At 72.8% G+C, this 17,078-nt stretch carries 17 protein-coding genes; 7 read left to right on the plus strand and 10 right to left on the minus strand.

Annotated elements, in window-relative coordinates:
• Window positions 1-112 precede the first annotated feature (112 nt).
• The 6 genes from ABZ805_RS27350 to ABZ805_RS27375 all read right to left on the minus strand — a co-directional run bounded on the left by ABZ805_RS27350 (window position 113) and on the right by ABZ805_RS27375 (window position 5,847).
• Window positions 113-520: a spore-associated protein A gene (locus tag ABZ805_RS27350; protein ID WP_358446185.1), complete on the minus strand. Its 408-nt coding sequence runs from the start codon at window positions 518-520 to the stop codon at window positions 113-115.
• A 20-nt stretch (window positions 521-540) separates the two neighbouring features.
• Entirely contained in the window at window positions 541-957 is a 417-nt protein-coding gene (locus tag ABZ805_RS27355) for a spore-associated protein A (protein WP_358446188.1), read from the minus strand.
• A 13-nt stretch (window positions 958-970) separates the two neighbouring features.
• Complete coding sequence (locus ABZ805_RS27360) at window positions 971-1,381, minus strand: spore-associated protein A (RefSeq protein WP_358446191.1); 411 nt, start codon at window positions 1,379-1,381, stop codon at window positions 971-973.
• A 136-nt stretch (window positions 1,382-1,517) separates the two neighbouring features.
• Window positions 1,518-4,556, minus strand: coding sequence for a BTAD domain-containing putative transcriptional regulator (locus ABZ805_RS27365; RefSeq protein WP_358446194.1), 3,039 nt, complete (start codon window positions 4,554-4,556; stop codon window positions 1,518-1,520).
• A gap of 183 nt (window positions 4,557-4,739) precedes the next feature.
• Window positions 4,740-4,925 carry a DUF397 domain-containing protein gene (locus tag ABZ805_RS27370; protein ID WP_358446197.1) on the minus strand — a complete coding sequence of 62 codons (186 nt, stop codon included), beginning with the start codon at window positions 4,923-4,925 and terminating at the stop codon, window positions 4,740-4,742.
• Window positions 4,926-4,941: 16 nt separating this feature from the next.
• Window positions 4,942-5,847, minus strand: coding sequence for a helix-turn-helix transcriptional regulator (locus ABZ805_RS27375; protein WP_358446200.1), 906 nt, complete (start codon window positions 5,845-5,847; stop codon window positions 4,942-4,944).
• Window positions 5,848-5,942: 95 nt separating this feature from the next.
• Between ABZ805_RS27375 and ABZ805_RS27380 the strand changes: the two genes are divergently transcribed.
• The 5 genes from ABZ805_RS27380 (at window position 5,943) to ABZ805_RS27400 (ending at window position 9,610) form a co-directional block, all read left to right on the plus strand.
• On the plus strand, window positions 5,943-6,155 hold the full coding sequence (locus ABZ805_RS27380; protein ID WP_358446203.1) for a hypothetical protein: 213 nt from the start codon (window positions 5,943-5,945) through the stop codon (window positions 6,153-6,155).
• A gap of 143 nt (window positions 6,156-6,298) precedes the next feature.
• A complete protein-coding gene (locus tag ABZ805_RS27385; RefSeq protein ID WP_358446206.1) occupies window positions 6,299-7,225 on the plus strand; it encodes a DUF6346 domain-containing protein in 927 nt (308 codons plus the stop codon).
• A 400-nt stretch (window positions 7,226-7,625) separates the two neighbouring features.
• A complete protein-coding gene (locus ABZ805_RS27390; RefSeq protein WP_358446208.1) occupies window positions 7,626-8,039 on the plus strand; it encodes a YbaB/EbfC family nucleoid-associated protein in 414 nt (137 codons plus the stop codon).
• Between the two features lie 18 nt (window positions 8,040-8,057).
• Window positions 8,058-8,357: a type VII secretion target gene (locus tag ABZ805_RS27395; RefSeq protein ID WP_358446211.1), complete on the plus strand. Its 300-nt coding sequence runs from the start codon at window positions 8,058-8,060 to the stop codon at window positions 8,355-8,357.
• Window positions 8,354-9,610, plus strand: coding sequence for a hypothetical protein (locus ABZ805_RS27400; RefSeq protein ID WP_358446214.1), 1,257 nt, complete (start codon window positions 8,354-8,356; stop codon window positions 9,608-9,610). Before ABZ805_RS27395 ends, ABZ805_RS27400 begins: the two co-directional genes overlap by 4 nt.
• A 59-nt stretch (window positions 9,611-9,669) precedes the next feature.
• Here the strand turns inward: ABZ805_RS27400 and ABZ805_RS27405 are convergent, their stop codons facing one another.
• A complete protein-coding gene (locus ABZ805_RS27405; protein ID WP_358446217.1) occupies window positions 9,670-10,596 on the minus strand; it encodes an NADP-dependent oxidoreductase in 927 nt (308 codons plus the stop codon).
• A 76-nt stretch (window positions 10,597-10,672) separates the two neighbouring features.
• On the opposite strand from ABZ805_RS27405, the gene ABZ805_RS27410 reads away from it, so the two are divergent.
• Both ABZ805_RS27410 and ABZ805_RS27415 read left to right on the plus strand, forming a co-directional pair.
• Entirely contained in the window at window positions 10,673-11,050 is a 378-nt protein-coding gene (locus tag ABZ805_RS27410) for a helix-turn-helix domain-containing protein (RefSeq protein ID WP_358446220.1), read from the plus strand.
• 123 nt (window positions 11,051-11,173) lie between these two features.
• Complete coding sequence (locus ABZ805_RS27415) at window positions 11,174-11,512, plus strand: hypothetical protein (protein WP_358446223.1); 339 nt, start codon at window positions 11,174-11,176, stop codon at window positions 11,510-11,512.
• A 106-nt stretch (window positions 11,513-11,618) separates the two neighbouring features.
• Here ABZ805_RS27415 and pyrF read toward each other — a convergent pair whose 3' ends face one another.
• From pyrF to carA, 3 genes are read right to left on the minus strand one after another with little or no spacing between them, the layout of a single operon-like run.
• A complete protein-coding gene (pyrF, locus tag ABZ805_RS27420) occupies window positions 11,619-12,455 on the minus strand; it encodes an orotidine-5'-phosphate decarboxylase (protein WP_358446229.1) in 837 nt (278 codons plus the stop codon).
• A gap of 5 nt (window positions 12,456-12,460) precedes the next feature.
• Window positions 12,461-15,784: a carbamoyl-phosphate synthase large subunit gene (carB, locus tag ABZ805_RS27425; protein ID WP_358446225.1), complete on the minus strand. Its 3,324-nt coding sequence runs from the start codon at window positions 15,782-15,784 to the stop codon at window positions 12,461-12,463.
• Window positions 15,784-16,905 (minus strand): glutamine-hydrolyzing carbamoyl-phosphate synthase small subunit, encoded by a 1,122-nt coding sequence (gene carA, locus ABZ805_RS27430; RefSeq protein WP_358446228.1) that lies wholly within the window; start codon window positions 16,903-16,905, stop codon window positions 15,784-15,786. The genes carB and carA overlap by 1 nt, the downstream gene beginning before the upstream one ends.
• Window positions 16,906-17,078 lie beyond the last annotated feature (173 nt).

Raw genomic sequence — 17,078 nt, forward strand, 5'->3', positions numbered from 1 at the left:
CGGCGGGCCGGCGCGTCCCGCCCGCGCCGTCGCCGGGGGGCCCCCCCGCACCGCCCGCGCGGCGCGGCGGGCGTACCGGCGGGCGTCCGCCGGCCGCCGCCGTCTCCGGTGATCAACCGCAGTTGGTGCCGCGGGCCACGTAGCGGGTGCCTTCGATGCCGCCCATCCAGTCGACGCACTTCCCGGCCGCGCTCAGGTAGATCGGCCCGGCGTAGGTCGTGTAGTTCCCGCCGTCGTAGACGTCCCAGTGGTTCCCGGCGGGGCTGACCGACAGGCCCGCTTCGACGAGCACCGCCGATCCGCTGCTGTTGCGCTTGGCCACCACGCAGTTGCGGCCGTTGCTCGCGTTGTAGGTGAGGAACGCGGTGCCCTTGCCCCCGATGCTCCCGCTGTTGACGACGCCGTAGCCGGAACCGCACTCGCCGCCGTAGGTGGCCGCGTGCGCTTCGGGCGCGGTGAAGGTGATCGATCCGGCCAGCGCGAGGCCCGCGACGGCGACGACCGTTCCTGCCTTGTTCATGGCTCCTCCTCGGAGTGCGGTCAGCCGCAGTTGGTCCCGTAGCGGAAGTCGGTGGCGGTGCCGATGGTGCCGCCCCAGTCGACGCACTGCCCCGCCGCCGCGACCCGGACGGGCCCGGCGTAGGTGGTGAAGTTCCCGCTGTCGCTGGTCCACGCGGAGCTCCCGGACTTGCGCAGGAACGCCTCCATCAGCGTCGCCGTGCCGGGATTGCTGCGGATGGTGACGACGCAGTTGGTGCCGTTGCCGGAGTGGTAGGTCAAGTAGACGGTGCCGCGGGCGTTCGGCAGGTCGAACCGGTTCACCACGCCGTAGCCGCTGCCGCATTGATCGCCGTAGGGTGCCGCGGCCGTGGTGGAGGCCGCCGCCGGTACCGCACCGAGCAGCGCCGCCGTGGCACCGAGCGCGAGCGCCGCCCAGGTCTTGGTCCTCGTCTGCATGGTCCCGCTCCCCTCAGCCGCAGTTGGTGTCGATGCCGCCGTTGTAGACGCCGCTGATCGCCCCGCCCCAGGTGACGCACTTGCCCGCCGCGCTGCGGTACACCGGCCCCGCGTAGGTGGTGTAGTCGCCCTGGTCCACGGCGTACCAGGTGGAGTCGTCCTGCCGGGAGATCCCGGCGAAGATCGGCACCGCGGCGCCGGGCGAGTTCCGCACGGTCACCACGCAGTTGGTCTCGTTGCTCGCGTTGTAGGTGAGGAACACGGTGCCCTTGCCGGAGATCTGGGCCTGGTTCACCACGGAGTAGCCGCTGCCGCACGCGCCGTTGTAGGTGGCCGCGTGCGCGGGTGCGGTGCCGAGGAGGAGTCCTCCGGTCACCGCGCAGGCCACCAGGCCCGCCGCGGCGGTGGTTCGGGATGGTCGCATCGCTGTCTCCTGTTTCCGGTGCTCGTCGTGGACCGGTCCAGTGCAGCGAGTTCGGTGCACACGTCGTGCACACGACCGGCACAGGGCGCCACGTGCGGCCGTCCGCCGCACGGCGTCGTCCTGCTCGGGGACCGGATCAGGGGGTGGAGCCGACGTCGGATTCGATCTCGTGGCGTTCGAGCCGGGTGCGGTGGGCTTCGACGTCGAAGCCCGCTGCGGCGAACCAGTGCTGCGCGGCGTCCCAGTGCTCCCGCGCCTGTTCGGCCCGCCCGTGCAGCAGCAGGCAGCAGGCGAGTTCGCGCCGCGCCCTGGCCCGTTCGGCGGGCAGGTCGGGCACGATCGCCAGCGCGTGCTCGGCGAAGCGCAGCGCGGTCGGCAGCCTGCCGCGGGTGCGGTCGATGCGGCTGAGCAGCCGGTAGGCCCAGGCGATCCCGGCATCGTCCGCGGCTTCGTGGAAGAAGCCGAGCGCCTGCCACACCTCGTAGCCGCCGTCGCCGACCTCCTCAGCGTCGAGGTGCGCTTCGGCGAGGAACAGGCGCAGGTTCGCCGCCAGGTCCCGATCGCCGAGCCGCCCGGCGAGGGCGAGGCTGCGCCGCAGCAGCTGCGCGGCACGGCCGGTGTCGCCGCGTTCGCGTTCCACCCGCCCGAGTTCGAGGCACACGGACAGTTCGGCGGAATCGTCGGCGAGGGCGCGGGCGGTGGTCATCGCGTCGGTGAGGTGCTCGACGGCGTCGTCGAACCGGCCGCTGCGGCGCCCGATGGCGGCCAGCGAGCAGCGCGCGGCGAGGGCGCCGTGCACGTTGCCGCCGGTGGCGAACGCGCTGATCGCCTGCTCGTGGCAGCCCCTGGCCTCGGCGGGCTGCCCGCGCCATTCGGCGGTCCAGCCGAGGCCGTGCCAGGCGTAGGCCTCCCCTTCGGCGTCGGTGACGTCGTCGGAGGCGAACAGCCGCCGCGCCTCGGCGAATCGGCGCGCGGCCTGCTCCAGGTCGTTGCGGCGACAGTCGAGCACGCCGCGCTGCTGGAGGAGCACCGCTTCGCCGCGCAGCCGGACGGCGCGCGGCTGGTGGTGGTCGGCGTGCAGCGCGTCGAGCCCGGCGCGGTTGAGGACGGCCCAGTCGGCGTAGTCGGCGCGCAGGTCCTGGTAAGCGGCGGTGGCGGCGGCGAACCGCCACGCGTGCTCGCCGAGCCCGAGCGCCGCGCACTGCTCGACGGTGGCGCGCAGTTCGGGCCACATCGCGTCGAACCAACGCACCGGGTCGCGGACGCGTTCGGCGAGCGCGGTGACGTGCGGGCCGGGCCGGTTCGCGCCGGGCGCGGCGTCGAAGCACAGGTCGTGGTGCGGCAGCCGCCGGTTGAGGTGTTCGGCGAGCCCGAGCCAGGTGTCGGCGAGCCTGCGCAGCGCGGCGGGCGCGGCGTCCTCGGGTTGTTCGCGGCCGAAGGCGCGGGTGAGGTCGTGCAGCCGGAACCGGTGGTGCGGCGGGTCTTCCCGCACGTCCAGCAGCCGCGCTTCGGCGAGCGCCTCCACGATTTCCTCGGCCTCGTCGACCCCGATGTCCAGCAGTGGCGCGGCGATCCACGCCGGGAACTCCGCGCAGTCCACTCTGGACAACAGCCGGAGCAGCCTGCGGGCCGTGGGGTCGAGCTCGTCGTAGCCGAGGGCCAGCCCGGCGCGCACGTCGAGGTCACCGGCGCTCAGCCGGGACAGCCGGGTGCGTTCGTCCGCGAGCCGCTCGGCGAGCGCGCGCAGGGGCCAGTGCGGGCGGGCGGCGAGCTGGGCGGCGGCGATCCGCAGCGCCAACGGCAATCCGCCGCAGTAGTGCGCGATGCGCGCGGCCTCGTCAGCTTCGCGGTGCGTCCGGTCGGCGCCGACCCAGCGCTCCAGCAACCGGATTCCGTCCGCGGCGCTGAGCACGCGCAGCGACACGTGCCCGGCCGCGTCGAGTCCGGTGAGCGCCGGCCGCCCGGTGACGAGCACGGCGTTCCCGGAGCCGCCGGGGATCAGCGGGCGCACTCCCGCGGCGTCGGCGGCACCGTCGAGCACGACGAGCACCCGGCGGTCGGCGAGCAGGTTCCGGTACAGCGCGGCCCGCTCCTCGGCGTCCACCGGCGCGTCCCGCACTCCGAGCGAGCGCAGCAGCCGCCCGAGCACGTCGACCGGCCGGGCCGGGCCGCGAGCGTCGCGCAGCGCGGCGAACAGCTGCCCGTCCGGGTAGTGCTCCCGCACCTGGTGCGCCGCCTGCACGGCCAGCGCCGTCTTCCCGGTACCACCGGCGCCGCTGATCATCCACACCGCCGGGCGTTCGCCGCCTGCGCGGTCCCGGGTGAGCCCGTGGTGCAGTGCGGCGAGTTCGGCGTCGCGGCCGGTGAGCGCGGCGGGTGCGGGCGGGAGTCCGGCGGGCGCCGCCGGTCGTTCGGCGGCAGGCGGGTCGAGGACGGTCAGCCCGGGGTCGGCGGCGAGGATGCGGCGGTGCAGCTCGGCGAGTTCGGCGCCGGGGTCGATGCCGTGTTCGGCGGCGAGCAGTGCGCGCACGTCGGCGTAGGCGGCGAGCGCGTCGGTGGGCCGTCCGGCGCGGTGCAGCGCGAGCATCAGCTGCGCCCGCAGTCGTTCCCGCAGCGGGTGTTCGCGCACGAGGGCGTGCAGTCCGGGCAGCAGCGCCGCGTGCTCGCCGAGCGCGAGCGCCACGTCGTGGTGGCGTTCGAGCACGTGCAGCCGTTCTTCGTCGAGCCGGTCGGCGTCGGCGCGCAGCGCGATCGTGCAGTCCAGGTCTTCGAGCGGGTCGCCCCGCCACAGGTCGAGCGCCGCCGCGAACCGTTCCGCGGCGGACCGCAGGTCGTCCTCGCGCAGCGCGCGTTCGGCGTCGGCCGCGAGTTCCCGGAACCGCAGCACGTCCAGCGAATCCGGTCCGGCGTCGAGCCGGTAGCCGCCGGGTCGGCTGAGCAGCTGCGCTCCGCCCGGCCCCATGCGGCGGCGCAGGGCGCCGATGTGGGTGCGCAGGTTCGCGGCCGCCGAGGGAGGTGGCACGTCCCAGATCATGCCGATCAGCAGCCCGGTCGTCGCGGTCCGGCCCGAGTTGAGCAGCAGCGCCGCGAGCAGGGTGCGCTGCCTGGCGCTGAGCGCGACGGGCCGATCGTGCTCGTCGAGGCATTCGACGGGGCCCAACAGCCGGAAGCGCACCGGCCCTCCGTTCCTCTGCCGGGTCCGGCGGATTCCTTCCCGGGGAACGAGATTAGCGGTGATCATCGCGCGCCGGAACGCCGCACGCCGGGATGCGTGCGCTGGGAGGACGGTGCCGCGTCCGTTCGGCCGCGGTGGTGCGCCTGATCCGGTGATCGCGGCGGGGGCGTCGTCGACCCGTGCTCAGCCGGTGAAGCGGTCCTGCCGCAGCGCCCGCAGGAAAGCGGACCAGCTGGTGGGGTTCATTCGGAGCACGCCGCCGTGGGGGTCCTTGGAATCGCGGGCGGCGATGGTGCCGTCCAAGTGGGCTATCTCGACGCAGTATTGAACCGAGTTGCTGTAGCTGCTCTTCTGCCAGTGCGATCGCATGGATCTCTCCTGTTCGTCAGCTCCGCCGACGCCACTCGTCGGATTTCCGGTCGATCAGTCGCAACGACTCATCGGGAGGCAGCGCGATCTTGCGCAGCATTCCCAGTGCTTCTCGCCGCTCCGCGACGATCTGCTTCTCCTCGATGTAGGAGGCACAACCGATGGCCTCCCCGAGGACGAGATCAGCGTGCTCAGTGAATTCCAAGTAGAGGAACGGCCCGTCCAGGCCGACGTGCGCCCCAGCGGAGTGCGGCACGATCTGCACGCTCACGTTCGGTCGGGTCGCGACGACCGACACGCGTTCCAACTGCCTGTGCATCGTCTCCGCGGTTCCGGCTTCCCGTTCGAGCACGCTCTGCTCGATCAAGAACTCGAAAGTGCGCTCGCTGTGCAACTGGGTCTGCCGCGCAGTGCGCTGAGCCAGCAGCTTGTCCAAGTCGCCTTCGATGCCGTGCGGCGCAAGAGCGTGCGCGATGGCGATGACGTACCCGGGCGTCTGCAGCAGTCCCGGGAACAGCATCGTTTCGTAGCTCCGCAAGGTGGTCGCTTCCGCTTCGAAAGATCGGAAGTCGTCCCAGTACTTCTCCAGCGAACCACTCGGCATGGTCCACCAGTTCGGGCTCGCACCGTTCCGGACCAGCGTCAGCACCTCCTCCCGCTCTCGGCTGGGAACCCGGTACAACCCCAGCATCGCCGCCACGTCGTCGGCGTTGAGGCCGCGTTGCCCGGATTCCATCCGGCTGATCTTGCTCATCGAGATACCCAGCGACCGCGACACCTCCGGCGCGGAAAGTCCGCTGCGCCGACGCAGATCGCGCAATCTGCTCGCCACTCGGCGCGTCCGCACCGGGACCGCGCTGCTCGTGCTCATGACACCTCCTGTGCCGTTCAAGAGCAGCTTCTCGGGTTGCCGCCGTGGCAAGCCAGATCACTCACCCGAAAGATTCATTGCGTGCCAGGGCGGGAAGTTCCGAAGGTGTTCCGCACCAACGGAAATCCGAATCACCGGAGGCACGGATGAGCGAAGCGAAGTGGGAGATCACCGCGGCGGGGCGGGCGGAGGCCATCGTGATCACGATGGCCGTGCGCGGCATCCACCTCACCCAGGGCGAGACGCGCGTGGAGGTGGTGAAGGAGCAGCTGGGCGAGCTCTCCGACAAGCTCTACTTCCTGGACATGGCCTTCCAGGGCGACGCCGAGACCGCCGTCGAGGTCCTCTGCGCCCGCTGATCCACCAGGTGAATGGCCCACCCGCCCAAGCGGACTGGGCGAATGGGCCATTCACCTGCGAGCGGCCGCGCGGTCGAGGGGGCGGCGCGCGGGCGCGTGCTAGGTTCGGCGCCGCAACGGCCTCTGGGGGAACAGGACTGGACGTGCGACCTTCCGACGACATGCTGCCCGGGCACGGCGAACCGGCCGCTCCACGCGAGGAACGCGAGGCGACGGAGCGCTCGCCGGGACGCAGGGCCGGCGGCATCGCCGCGCAGCTCGCGGTGCGGCTGCTGGTGCTGCTCGTGTTCGCCACCGTCATGGGCGCCACCGGCATCACCGGCACCGACGGCACGCCCACCGAGCGCGGCACCGCGCTGGCCACCGGCTGCGCGCGCGTCGGGCCGATCAGCGCGTCGGGCCTCGGCTGGTGGTGGCGCTGCGAGGCGACGATCCGCTGGGACGACGGCCGCACCGAGCAGCGCACCTTCAAGTACTCCGACCTCACCCCGGACAACACCACGACCCCCGCACCGGTCGAACGCCGCGAGCTCGACAACCGGGGCAGCAACGTGGTGGTGGCCTCCGCGGGCGAGTGGGCACCGCTGGGCTGGGCGCTGTTCGCGCCGCTGCTGGGGCTCGCGCTGCTCGGCGTGCGCCTCCCCTCGCGGGACGCGGAACGGCGCAGGCGCGCCCGGCTGGGGATCTGGCCGCCCGCGCTGCTCGCCGCCGGGTGGTGGCTGGTCCTCGCGGGCGGGCTCGGCAGCGGTCGGCTCGACCTGCTCGGCTGGGTCCCGGTCGTGGTGGTCGTGGCCGGGCACGCGTTCCTCGCCGTCGGCGCCGGATTCGCCCTCGCGCGGCGGCGGCACGGGTACCCCGATGTGGAGCCGCCGGTGCCGGTGGGCGGACGGCTCGCCCGGGCGAACCTGCTGCTGGTGCTGGGAATCCTCGGTCTCGGCGCGGCGCTGCTCAGCGGTCAAGGCCCGCTCGGCGTCCTCGCCCTCGCCGCTCTGCCGGTCGTCGCGCTCGGCTTCGGCGTCCGCAGCCGCCTCGTCGCCGGACGCCTCCGCGCCCTGCACCCCGCGGCCTGAAGCGCACGGGGCCCGGGCCGGTGAACGGCCCGGTTCGCCCACCCCCAGCCGACGAACCGGCCGCTCACCGCCCGGCTCCCGACCGACGGACGGGCCACCGTGCCGGTCGCTGCGCCCCAGTGCACCACCCGCCGCGCACACGTTCCGCACACGTTCCGCACCGACCCCGCGTTGACCTCGGCGCGCCGCGGGATGTTGGATGGGCGCCGAGCGCTGGGGGCGCTCGTGCCGGTGGGTTCGCTCTCCTCCCGGGGGAGCTCTGGGGTTCCGGTGTGCGCGGTGCACGCGCGTGGAACCGTCCGGGCGCCGCGATCGTCGATCGTGGTGCCGACGGGTCGTACCCGGCCGGCGCGAGGCGCGCACCTGGCGCCCCGACAGGCACGACACCGGGGGTTTCCGCATGGCAGAGCAAACACCGCAGCAGTTCCTCGACTCGCTGCAGGGCCGCGCCGACGAGATGGTGCGCCAGTCCCAGCAGCTGCAGGAGCAGCTGGGTTCCCTCACCGAGACCGCCACCGAAGGCGGCGTCTCGGTCACCGTCGGCTCCAACGGCGCCCTGCAGGGCCTGGACTTCGACCGGAATTCGATGCAGCGCGGCCCGGCCGACCTGCGCGACACCATCCTGCGGCTCGCAGCCCAGGCCCAAGGCGCCGTCGCGCACAAGGTCGCGCAGACCGTGGAGCCGTTCGCGGGGGCGTCGGCGATGGAATTCCTGCGAACCCAGCTCCCGGCGGAACCGGACGAGGGCGCCGCGAGTCGGAACGACGATCCGGCCTTCGACGAGGACGAACCGCCGCAGACCTACCTGCGGTGATCACTGGGGAGTGAGATCATGTTCAAAGTGACAACGGACCGGTTGTCCACGCACGCGCAGTGGCTGGCCGGTCTCGCCGACGACATCGCCGCCGCCGGGGAGAAGGGCGCCGGGGTCTCGTTCGGCGTCGACAGCTTCGGGCTGGTCGGCCAGGCGTTCTCCGGGCAGGCCCGGCAGACCTCGCAGCAGGCGGCCGAGGAGATCGGCAAGTTCGCCGACCTCACCCGCGACCTCGGTGAACGGGTCGACGCGACCGCCGCGGACTACCACGACACCGACGTCCGCAACTCCCAGCAGCTCGGGCAGGTGCAGGTATGACCGGCATGTTCACCGACATGGGGTCGGACACCTCGACCGCGGGCGCCGGGATCTTCGACTCGGCGCGGGCCACCTGGAGCGCGTTCGAGAGCGAGGACTGGGGCGAGTTCGCCGCCAGCGGCGGTGTCCTCGCCCTGGACGGGCTGATCACCGCCATCGACCCGATCGGCTCGGTGCTCGCCGCCGGCGTCGGCTGGCTGATGGAGCACCTGACGCCGCTGCGCGAAGCCCTCGACTTCCTCGCCGGCGACCCGAACGCCATCAAGGAGGGCGCCGACACCTGGCAGCAGGTGAAGGCCGACCTGGAGCAGCTCGCCGCCGACATCCCCGGCCAGGTCCAGTCCGGCTGCGCCGACTGGCAGGGCAAGGCGTGCGACGCCTACCAGCAGCGCGCCGGGGAGTTCGCCGAAGGCGTCCAGGCCATGGCGATCAGCGCGGGCACCGCGTCCGGCGCGATGGCCACCGCGGGCACCATGGTCGCCACCTGCCGCGGGCTGGTGCGGGACATCATCGCGGCCGTCGTCGCCGAGCTCATCAAGGGCGCGCTGGCCGCGCTCGCCGGATCCGTCGTCAGCTTCGGCGCGACCGTCGCGGGCTACCTCGGCTACGCGGCCGGGCGGGTCGGCATGACCCTGTCGAAGATCGCGACGAAGGTGAGCGAACTGCTCGCCAAGCTCGGCAAAGCCGGAACGCACCTGGCCAAGGCCTTGGAGAGCATGGCCGAGGCGGGCGCGAAGGTCGGTTCCAAGCTCACCTCCAGCGGGCTGTCGGCGTTCCCGACCTCCCCCGGACTCGGCGGCGCGGCGACCGCCGCCGGGCAGGCCACCTCCCGCGGCGCGGACGCCCTCGGCTCCACCGCGAGCGCCGTCGGCCGCGGCGGCGAAGCCCTCGGCAGCGCCGGCGCGCGCACCGCCGACGCGGCCACCGGACTCGGCAAGAGCGCCGAGCAGCTCGGGGGGCGCGGGGCCGGGCTGATGGGCAACGCCGACGACCTGGGCCGGGCCGCGGAGCGCACCACCCAGTCCGCTGTGGACAGAGCGACGGCGTGGCCGGAAGGCGGCGGCATCAACGGCGCCGCCGCCCGCGACACCGCGGAAACCGTCTCCGACGTGCGCACCGCGGAGAGCCAGATCGCGCGCGGCACCCTCGGCGCCGAGCAGTACTACGAGCAGAACTACGACGGGGACGACGGCAAGAACTACAGCCTCACCGGCACCATCCCGTCCGCCGAAGACCACTTCCCGACCACCTGACCCGTCCCGCCCCCAGGTGAGTGGCCCGCCGGCAGGACGGGCCGCTCACCTGGCGGGGATCAGGTGCTGAGGACGAGCTTCCCCCGCAGGTGCCCCGCGTCGAGCATCCGGTGCGCGTCGGCGACCCGCTCGAACGGGAACACCTCCTGCACGTGCACCCGCAGTTCGCCCCGGTCGACGAGGTCGACGAGTCCGCGCAGCGCCACCGGGTCCGGATCGACCGCGATACCGCTGAACCGCCTGCCCGCCGCCGCGAACCGGGCGGCCTGCCGGACGTCCTCCTCGGCGACTGCCGTGACGAGGTGCCCGCCCGGGCGGAGGACCTCCAGGGACCGCTCCGGAACGTCGCCGCCCAACGTGTCGAGCACGAGGTCCACGTCGCGGACGACCTCCGCGAAGTCCACCGCCGCGTAGTCGATCACCTCGTCCGCACCCAGCTCCGCCGCGAACTCCCGCTTGCCGCCGCCCGCGGTGGTGATCACGTGCGCGCCGAGCGCCTTCGCCAGCTGGATCGCGACGTGCCCGACACCGCCCCCGCCGCCGTGCACGAGGACCCGGTCGCCCGCGGTCACGCCGCCGAGGTCGACGAGGCCCTGCCACGCCGTCAGCCCGGCGATCGGCAGCGCCGCGGCCTCGACGTGGGACAACGCCGCCGGCTTGCGCGCCAGGTGCAGCGCCGGAGCCGCCACGCGCTCGGCGTAGGCGTTCGCCGCCCGCGGGAACAGCGGCATCCCGAACACCTCGTCGCCGGGCCGGAACCGCCACGTCATCGCCTCCTCGACGACACCGCTGACGTCCCAGCCGAGCGTGAACGGCGGCCGCCCGAGCAACGGGAACTCGCCCGCGCGCAGCCGGGCCTCCAACGGGTTCAACCCGATCGCCGAGACGCGGACGAGGACCTCGGTCGGCAGCGGCCGGGGCTCGGGCGCGTCGACGACGGCGAGCACCTCCGGACCGCCGATCTCCTGCTGGACGATGGCACGCATGGCTGCTCCTAGCTGCGGTGATGGGCTGGTCCCAAGCTAGGCGGTTCCACGGGAACCTCCGGGTAACGTTGGCGCCATGAGCGGTTTCGCCCCCGACGCGCCCTTCCTCGCCGACTGCCCGGCGCGGCTCGCGGTGGAACTGCTCGCCGACAAGTGGACGGCGGTCGTGCTCGCCGGGCTCAGCAGGGGGCCGGTGCGCCACGGCGAGCTGGCCGGCCTGATCGGCGGCATCTCGCGCAAGGTGCTCACCCAGACGCTCCGGCGCCTCGAAGCGCACGGGCTCGTCCGGCGCCACGCCCACGCCGAGGTCCCGCCCCGCGTCGAGTACGAGCTCACCCCGCTCGGCGCGACCCTGATCGACCCGATCCACGTGCTCACCGAGTGGGCTCGGGAGCACGGCGACGCCGTCCTCGACGCCCTCGACAGCGCCGCGGAGCCGACGCCCCGCGGGTGAACGGCCCGTCCGACCGGCGGACCGGTCGTCGGAGGCGCCGGGCGTTCTTCCCACCCGATCGGCGGCGGGGCGTCACCGATTTCGCGGTATGCGGCGCTCCCACCTGCCAGGACTCTGGATCGGGTGTCCGCGATCGAGCGCCGCACCGACCCGACGTCCCTGGCCCTGCGCCGCATCTCCGAACAGGAGTGCGCGCGATTCCGGAACCGCAACCTGCGCCAGCCCGGCCGCGGGCGGCGGGTTCACCGCGTCGAGCTGCGCGACTGGTACGGCGGGCTGAAGTTCCCGACGCCCGCGTGCCACCAACCGCTGGACAGCCGTGCCGTGGCCGGAACCCCGGAAGCGGTCACCGAACCCGTCGACTGCGCCCGGTGCCTGGCGGGGAACCCGGACCCGTTCACCCCGCTCGTCGCCCTCGACGGCGGCCAGCTCCACCTCGCCCTCGAACCCGGAGACGCCTGAACCGGAGCGCCCGCCCTCGTCGTCCGGACCGAGAGAACACCCCGCACCTGAACGGCCCGTCCGACCAGACCGGTCGAACGGGCCGTTCAGCTGGCGGAAGACCGCGTCAGGACTCCAGCAGGACTCCGAGTTCGTCGCGGACTCGGCGGGCCGCGGAGCGCAGGTCCGGCACGGACGGGCCGTGGCGGAGGACGTCGCGGGCCGTGGCGGGCAGCACCGAGGGCAGGGCCGCGCCGAAGGTGGCGCGCAGGCCCTGCACGGTGGCGCCCTGAGCTCCCAGGCCGGGGGCCAGGATCGGGCCGTTCAACCGGGAGAAGTCCAGCTCCCCCGGCTTGATCGTCGCCCCGGCGACCACGCCGACGTAGCCGAACGGGTCGGCCCCGGCGTTGTTCTCCCCCGCCGCGTCCACGATGGACTGGGCGACGGTGCGCCCGTCGTCCGCGGTGGAGCGCTGCAGCGCCACGCCCTCCGGGTTCGAGGTGCGCGCCAGCACGAACACACCGCGCCCGGTCTGCTCCGCGATGCCCAGCGCCGGTGCCAGCGAACCGAACCCGAGGTACGGCGACACCGTCAGCGCGTCCGCCGCCAGCGGCGAGTGCTCGTCGAGGTAGGCGTTCGCGTACGCCGTCATCGTCGAACCGATGTCGCCGCGCTTGACGTCCAGCAGCACCAGGGCCCCGGCCTCGCGGGAGGCGGCGACGACCTTCTCCAGCACCGCCACGCCCGCCGAGCCGTAGACCTCGAAGAACGCCGACTGCGGTTTGAGCACCGCGACCTCACCGGCCAGCGCCTCCACCGCGGTCATCGCGAACCGCTCCAGCGCGGCCGGGCTCTCCTCCAAGCCCCAGGCGTGCAGCAGCGCCGGGTGCGGGTCGATGCCCACGCACAGCGCGCCGCGCGCGGCGACCGCGTCCGCGAGCCGCCGCCCGAAGCCCGACCGCACGGCCGTCACCGCAGGTCACCGCCCTTGCGCAGCGCGGCCTGCAGCGCCTGGAGCGGCCGCACGCCGATGTCGCCGTTGATGACCGCCTCGATGCCCTGCACCGCGGCCGCCGCGCCCTGCACCGTGGTGATGCACGGGATGTCGCGGGACACCGCGGCGGTGCGGATCTCGTAGCCGTCGACCCGCGGGCCCGGGTTGCCGTACGGGGTGTTGACCACCATGTCGATCTCGCCGGCCCGGATCAGGTCGATGACGTCGCGCTCACCGTCCTGCTTGGACTCGTTGTGCTTGCGCACCTCCTTCGCCGGAATCCCGTTGCGCCGCAACACCTCCGTGGTGCCCGAGGTCGCGAGGACCTCGAACCCGAGGTCGGCGAGGCGCTTCACCGGGAACACCAGCGAACGCTTGTCCTTGTTGGCGACCGACACGAACACGGTGCCCGAGGTCGGCAGCGAACCGTACGAGGCGGTCTGGGACTTCGCGAACGCCTGCCCGAAGGAGACGTCGATGCCCATCACCTCGCCGGTCGACTTCATCTCCGGCCCCAGCAGCGAGTCCACGCCGTGGCCCTCCGGGGTGCGGAAGCGGTGGAACGGCAGCACCGCTTCCTTCACCGCCACCGGCGCGTCGATCGGCAGGTCGGCGCCGTCCCCGGTCGACGGGAGCAGGCCCTCGGACCGCAGGTCGGCGATGCTCGCGCCCAGCATGATCCGGGACGCGGCCTTCGCCAGCGGTGCCGCCGTCGCCTTCGACACGAACGGCACGGTGCGCGAGGCCCGCGGGTTCGCCTCCAGCACGTACAGCACGTCGTCCTTCAACGCGTACTGCACGTTGAGCAGGCCGAGCACGCCGATGCCCTTCGCGATGGCCTTCGTGGACTCGCGGACCTGCTCGATGTCCTGGCGCCCCAACGTGATCGGCGGCAGCGCGCACGCCGAGTCGCCGGAGTGGATGCCGGCCTCCTCGATGTGCTCCATCACGCCGCCGAGGTACACCTCGTCGCCGTCGCACAGCGCGTCCACGTCGATCTCGATGGCGTCGTCGAGGAAGTTGTCCACCAGCACCGGGTGCTCCGGGGTGACCTCGGTGGCGCGGGCGATGTAGTTCTCCAGCGACGCCTCGTCGTAGACGATCTCCATGCCGCGGCCGCCGAGGACGTACGACGGGCGCACCAGCACCGGGTAGCCGATCTCGTCGGCGATGCGCTTGGCCGCGTCGAACGAGGTCGCCATGCCGTACTTCGGCGCGGGCAACCCGGCCTTGCGCAGCACGTCGCCGAACGCGCCGCGCTCCTCCGCGAGGTGGATCGCTTCCGGCGGGGTGCCCACGATCGGCACGCCCGCGTCGGCGAGCCGCTGCGCCAGGCCCAGCGGCGTCTGCCCGCCCAGCTGCACGATGACGCCCGCGACCTCGCCGGACGCGCGCTCGGACTCGACGACCTCCAGCACGTCCTCGAACGTCAGCGGCTCGAAGTACAACCGGTCCGCGGTGTCGTAGTCGGTGGACACCGTCTCCGGGTTGCAGTTGACCATCACGGTCTCGAACCCGGCGTCGCGCAGCGAGGTCGCCGCGTGCACGCACGAGTAGTCGAACTCGATGCCCTGGCCGATGCGGTTCGGCCCCGAGCCCAGGATGATCACCTTGGGGCGGTCGCGCTGCTCGGCGACCTCGGACTCGGCGCCGGGGTCCAGCTCGTAGGCCGAGTAGTGGTACGGGGTGCGGGCCGCGAACTCGGCCGCGCAGGTGTCCACCGTCTTGTACACCGGCCGCACGTCCAGCCGGTGCCGCAGCGCCCGCACACCGTCCTCATCGGACAGTTCCGGGCGCAGCGCGGCGAGCTGGCGGTCGGACAGCCCGGAGCGCTTCGCCAGCCGCAGCAGGTCCGCGTCCAGCACCGGTGCCGCGATCAGCTGCTCGCGCAGCTCCACCAGCGCGGCCACCTGGTCCACGAACCACGGGTCGATGCCCGAGGCCTCGTGCACCTGCGCCACCGTGGCGCCCAGCCGCAGCGCGCGCTCCACGGTGTAGAGCCGCCCGTCGTGCGCGATCCGCAGGTCGTCCAGAGTGGACTCCAGGGTCGCGCCCTCCGGGTCGCCCTTCGTCCAGAACCCGATCCGCGAGGTCTCCATCGAGCGCAGCGCCTTGCCCAGCGCCTCCTGGAAGGAGCGGCCCAGCGACATGGCCTCGCCGACGCTCTTCATCGTCGTCGTCAGCAGCGGGTCGGCGCCCGGGAACTTCTCGAACGCGAACCGCGGCACCTTGACGACCACGTAGTCCAGCGTCGGCTCGAAGCTCGCCGGGGTCTCGCCGGTGATGTCGTTGCGGATCTCGTCGAGCGTGTAGCCGATCGCCAGCTTCGCCGCGATCTTCGCGATCGGGAAACCGGTCGCCTTCGACGCCAGCGCCGAGGAGCGCGACACCCGCGGGTTCATCTCGATCACGACCATGCGCCCGGTCTCCGGGTGGATCGCGAACTGGATGTTGCAGCCGCCGGTCTCCACGCCCACCGCGCGCAGCACGTCGATGCCGACGTCGCGCATCTTCTGGTACTCGCGGTCGGTCAGCGTCATCGCCGGGGCCACCGTCACCGAGTCGCCGGTGTGCACGCCCATCGGGTCGATGTTCTCGATGGAGCAGATGACCACCACGTTGTCGGCGTGGTCGCGCATCAGCTCCAGCTCGTACTCCTTCCAGCCGAGCACGCTCTCCTCGATGAGCACCTCGTGCACCGGGGACTCGGTGAGGCCCAGCGAGGCCATCCGCTCCAGGTCCTCGTGCGTGTGCGCCATGCCGGAGCCGAGACCGCCCATCGTGAAGCTGGGGCGGATCACCACGGGCAGCGAGTGCTCGCGGACGAAGTCGCGGACCTCGTCCATCGACTTGCACACGGCGCTCTCCGGCGCGTCGCCGCCGATGGAGCGCACGATGTCCTTGAACCGCTGCCGGTCCTCACCGCGCTCGATGGCCTCGATGTCGGCGCCGATCAGCTCCACGCCGTACTTCTCCAGCACACCGCGCTCGTCCAGCGCCATCGCCGTGTTCAGCGCGGTCTGGCCGCCGAGGGTCGCCAGCAGCGCGTCGGGGCGCTCGGCCGCGATGACCTTCTCCACGAACTCCGGGGTGATCGGTTCCACGTAGGTGGCGTCCGCGAACTCCGGGTCGGTCATGATCGTCGCCGGGTTGGAGTTGACCAGGCTGACCCGCAGCCCTTCCTCCCGCAGCACCCGGCACGCCTGCGTGCCCGAGTAGTCGAATTCGCAGGCCTGCCCGATGACGATCGGCCCGGAGCCGATCACCATCACGTGCTTGATATCAGTGCGCTTCGCCATCAGCGGGCCTCGCTCATCATGCTGGTGAACTCGTCGAACAGGGGCGCGGCGTCGTGCGGACCGGCCGCCGCCTCCGGGTGGTACTGGACGCTGAACGCGGGGCCGTCGAGCAGCCGCAGGCCCTCGACCGTGCCGTCGTTCGGGCAGTAGTGGCTGATCTTCGCGGCGCCGAAGTCGGTGCCGAACCGCTCCCCGGCCTCGCCCTCGACCGCGAAACCGTGGTTCTGCGCGGTGATGGCGACCTTGCCGGTGTCCACGTCGATCACCGGGATGTTGATGCCGCGGTGGCCGTAGCGCATCTTGTACGTCCCGCGGCCGAGCGCGCGGCCCAGCAGCTGGTTGCCGAAGCAGATGCCGAACAGCGGCAGCTTGCGGCCCAGCACCTCGCGGGTGAGCTCCACGGCGTGGTCGGCGGTCGCCGGGTCGCCGGGGCCGTTGGACAGGAACACGCCGTCCGGTTTCACCGCCAGCAGGTCGTCCACTGTGGACGACAGCGGCAGCACGTGCACCTCGATGCCGCGCTGGGCCATCATCCGCGGCGTGTTGGACTTGATGCCCAGGTCCAGCGCCGCGACGGTGAACTTCTTCTCGCCCTCGGCGGCCACCACGTACGGCTCGGCGGTCGTCACGTCACCGGCCAGGTTCGCGCCGGACATCTGCTCGGACGCCGTCACCTGGGCGACCAGCTCCTCGTCGGAGCCCAGGGCCGCACCGGAGAAGATCCCGGCGCGCATCGCGCCGCGCTCGCGCAGGTGGCGGGTCACCGTGCGGGTGTCCAGGCCCGCGATGCCCACGATGCCCTGCGCGCGCAGCTCTTCCTCCAGCGCGCGGCGGGAGCGCCAGTTCGACGGCACCCGCGCGGGGTCGCGCACCGCGTAGCCCGCGACCCAGATGCGCTGCGACTCGTCGTCCTCGTCGTTCCAGCCGGTGTTGCCGATCTGCGGCGCCGTCTGCACCACGATCTGGCGGTGGTACGACGGGTCGGTCAGCGTCTCCTGGTAGCCGGTCATGGCGGTGGAGAACACCGCCTCGCCGAGCGTGCGGCCCTCCTGGCCGTAGGCGGCGCCGCGGAAGATCCGGCCGTCTTCGAGCACCAGTGCCGCCGGGGTGTGCGCGGTCATGCCTGTCCCTCCGGGTTGTCGTCACGTCCTGCGGCAGGCGCCAATGCCCGCACCGCACCCGCCCACTCGTCCTGAGTGGACTTGTCGTCCGCGCGGAAGCCGGTGTCGATGTCCTGGTCCCCCAGGCGCCAGGTCACCACCAGCAGCCCCGCACCGGGAACGACCTTGTTCGC

This window comes from Saccharopolyspora sp. NPDC047091 (assembly GCF_040643635.1).
In the GTDB taxonomy this organism is placed as follows: Bacteria; Actinomycetota; Actinomycetes; order Mycobacteriales; family Pseudonocardiaceae; genus Saccharopolyspora_C.

What these genes read in the sequence shown, in the direction of transcription:
- carA (WP_358446228.1), bottom strand. Translation starts at nt 16,905, where the DNA reads ATGACCGCGCACACCCCGGCGGCACTGGTGCTCGAAGACGGCCGGATC.
- ABZ805_RS27380 (WP_358446203.1), top strand. Translation starts at nt 5,943, where the DNA reads ATGAGCGAAGCGAAGTGGGAGATCACCGCGGCGGGGCGGGCGGAGGCC.
- ABZ805_RS27370 (WP_358446197.1), bottom strand. Translation starts at nt 4,925, where the DNA reads ATGCGATCGCACTGGCAGAAGAGCAGCTACAGCAACTCGGTTCAATAC.
- ABZ805_RS27350 (WP_358446185.1), bottom strand. Translation starts at nt 520, where the DNA reads ATGAACAAGGCAGGAACGGTCGTCGCCGTCGCGGGCCTCGCGCTGGCC.
- ABZ805_RS27395 (WP_358446211.1), top strand. Translation starts at nt 8,058, where the DNA reads ATGTTCAAAGTGACAACGGACCGGTTGTCCACGCACGCGCAGTGGCTG.
- carB (WP_358446225.1), bottom strand. Translation starts at nt 15,784, where the DNA reads ATGGCGAAGCGCACTGATATCAAGCACGTGATGGTGATCGGCTCCGGG.
- ABZ805_RS27360 (WP_358446191.1), bottom strand. Translation starts at nt 1,381, where the DNA reads ATGCGACCATCCCGAACCACCGCCGCGGCGGGCCTGGTGGCCTGCGCG.
- ABZ805_RS27400 (WP_358446214.1), top strand. Translation starts at nt 8,354, where the DNA reads ATGACCGGCATGTTCACCGACATGGGGTCGGACACCTCGACCGCGGGC.
- ABZ805_RS27410 (WP_358446220.1), top strand. Translation starts at nt 10,673, where the DNA reads ATGAGCGGTTTCGCCCCCGACGCGCCCTTCCTCGCCGACTGCCCGGCG.
- ABZ805_RS27355 (WP_358446188.1), bottom strand. Translation starts at nt 957, where the DNA reads ATGCAGACGAGGACCAAGACCTGGGCGGCGCTCGCGCTCGGTGCCACG.
- ABZ805_RS27405 (WP_358446217.1), bottom strand. Translation starts at nt 10,596, where the DNA reads ATGCGTGCCATCGTCCAGCAGGAGATCGGCGGTCCGGAGGTGCTCGCC.
- ABZ805_RS27390 (WP_358446208.1), top strand. Translation starts at nt 7,626, where the DNA reads ATGGCAGAGCAAACACCGCAGCAGTTCCTCGACTCGCTGCAGGGCCGC.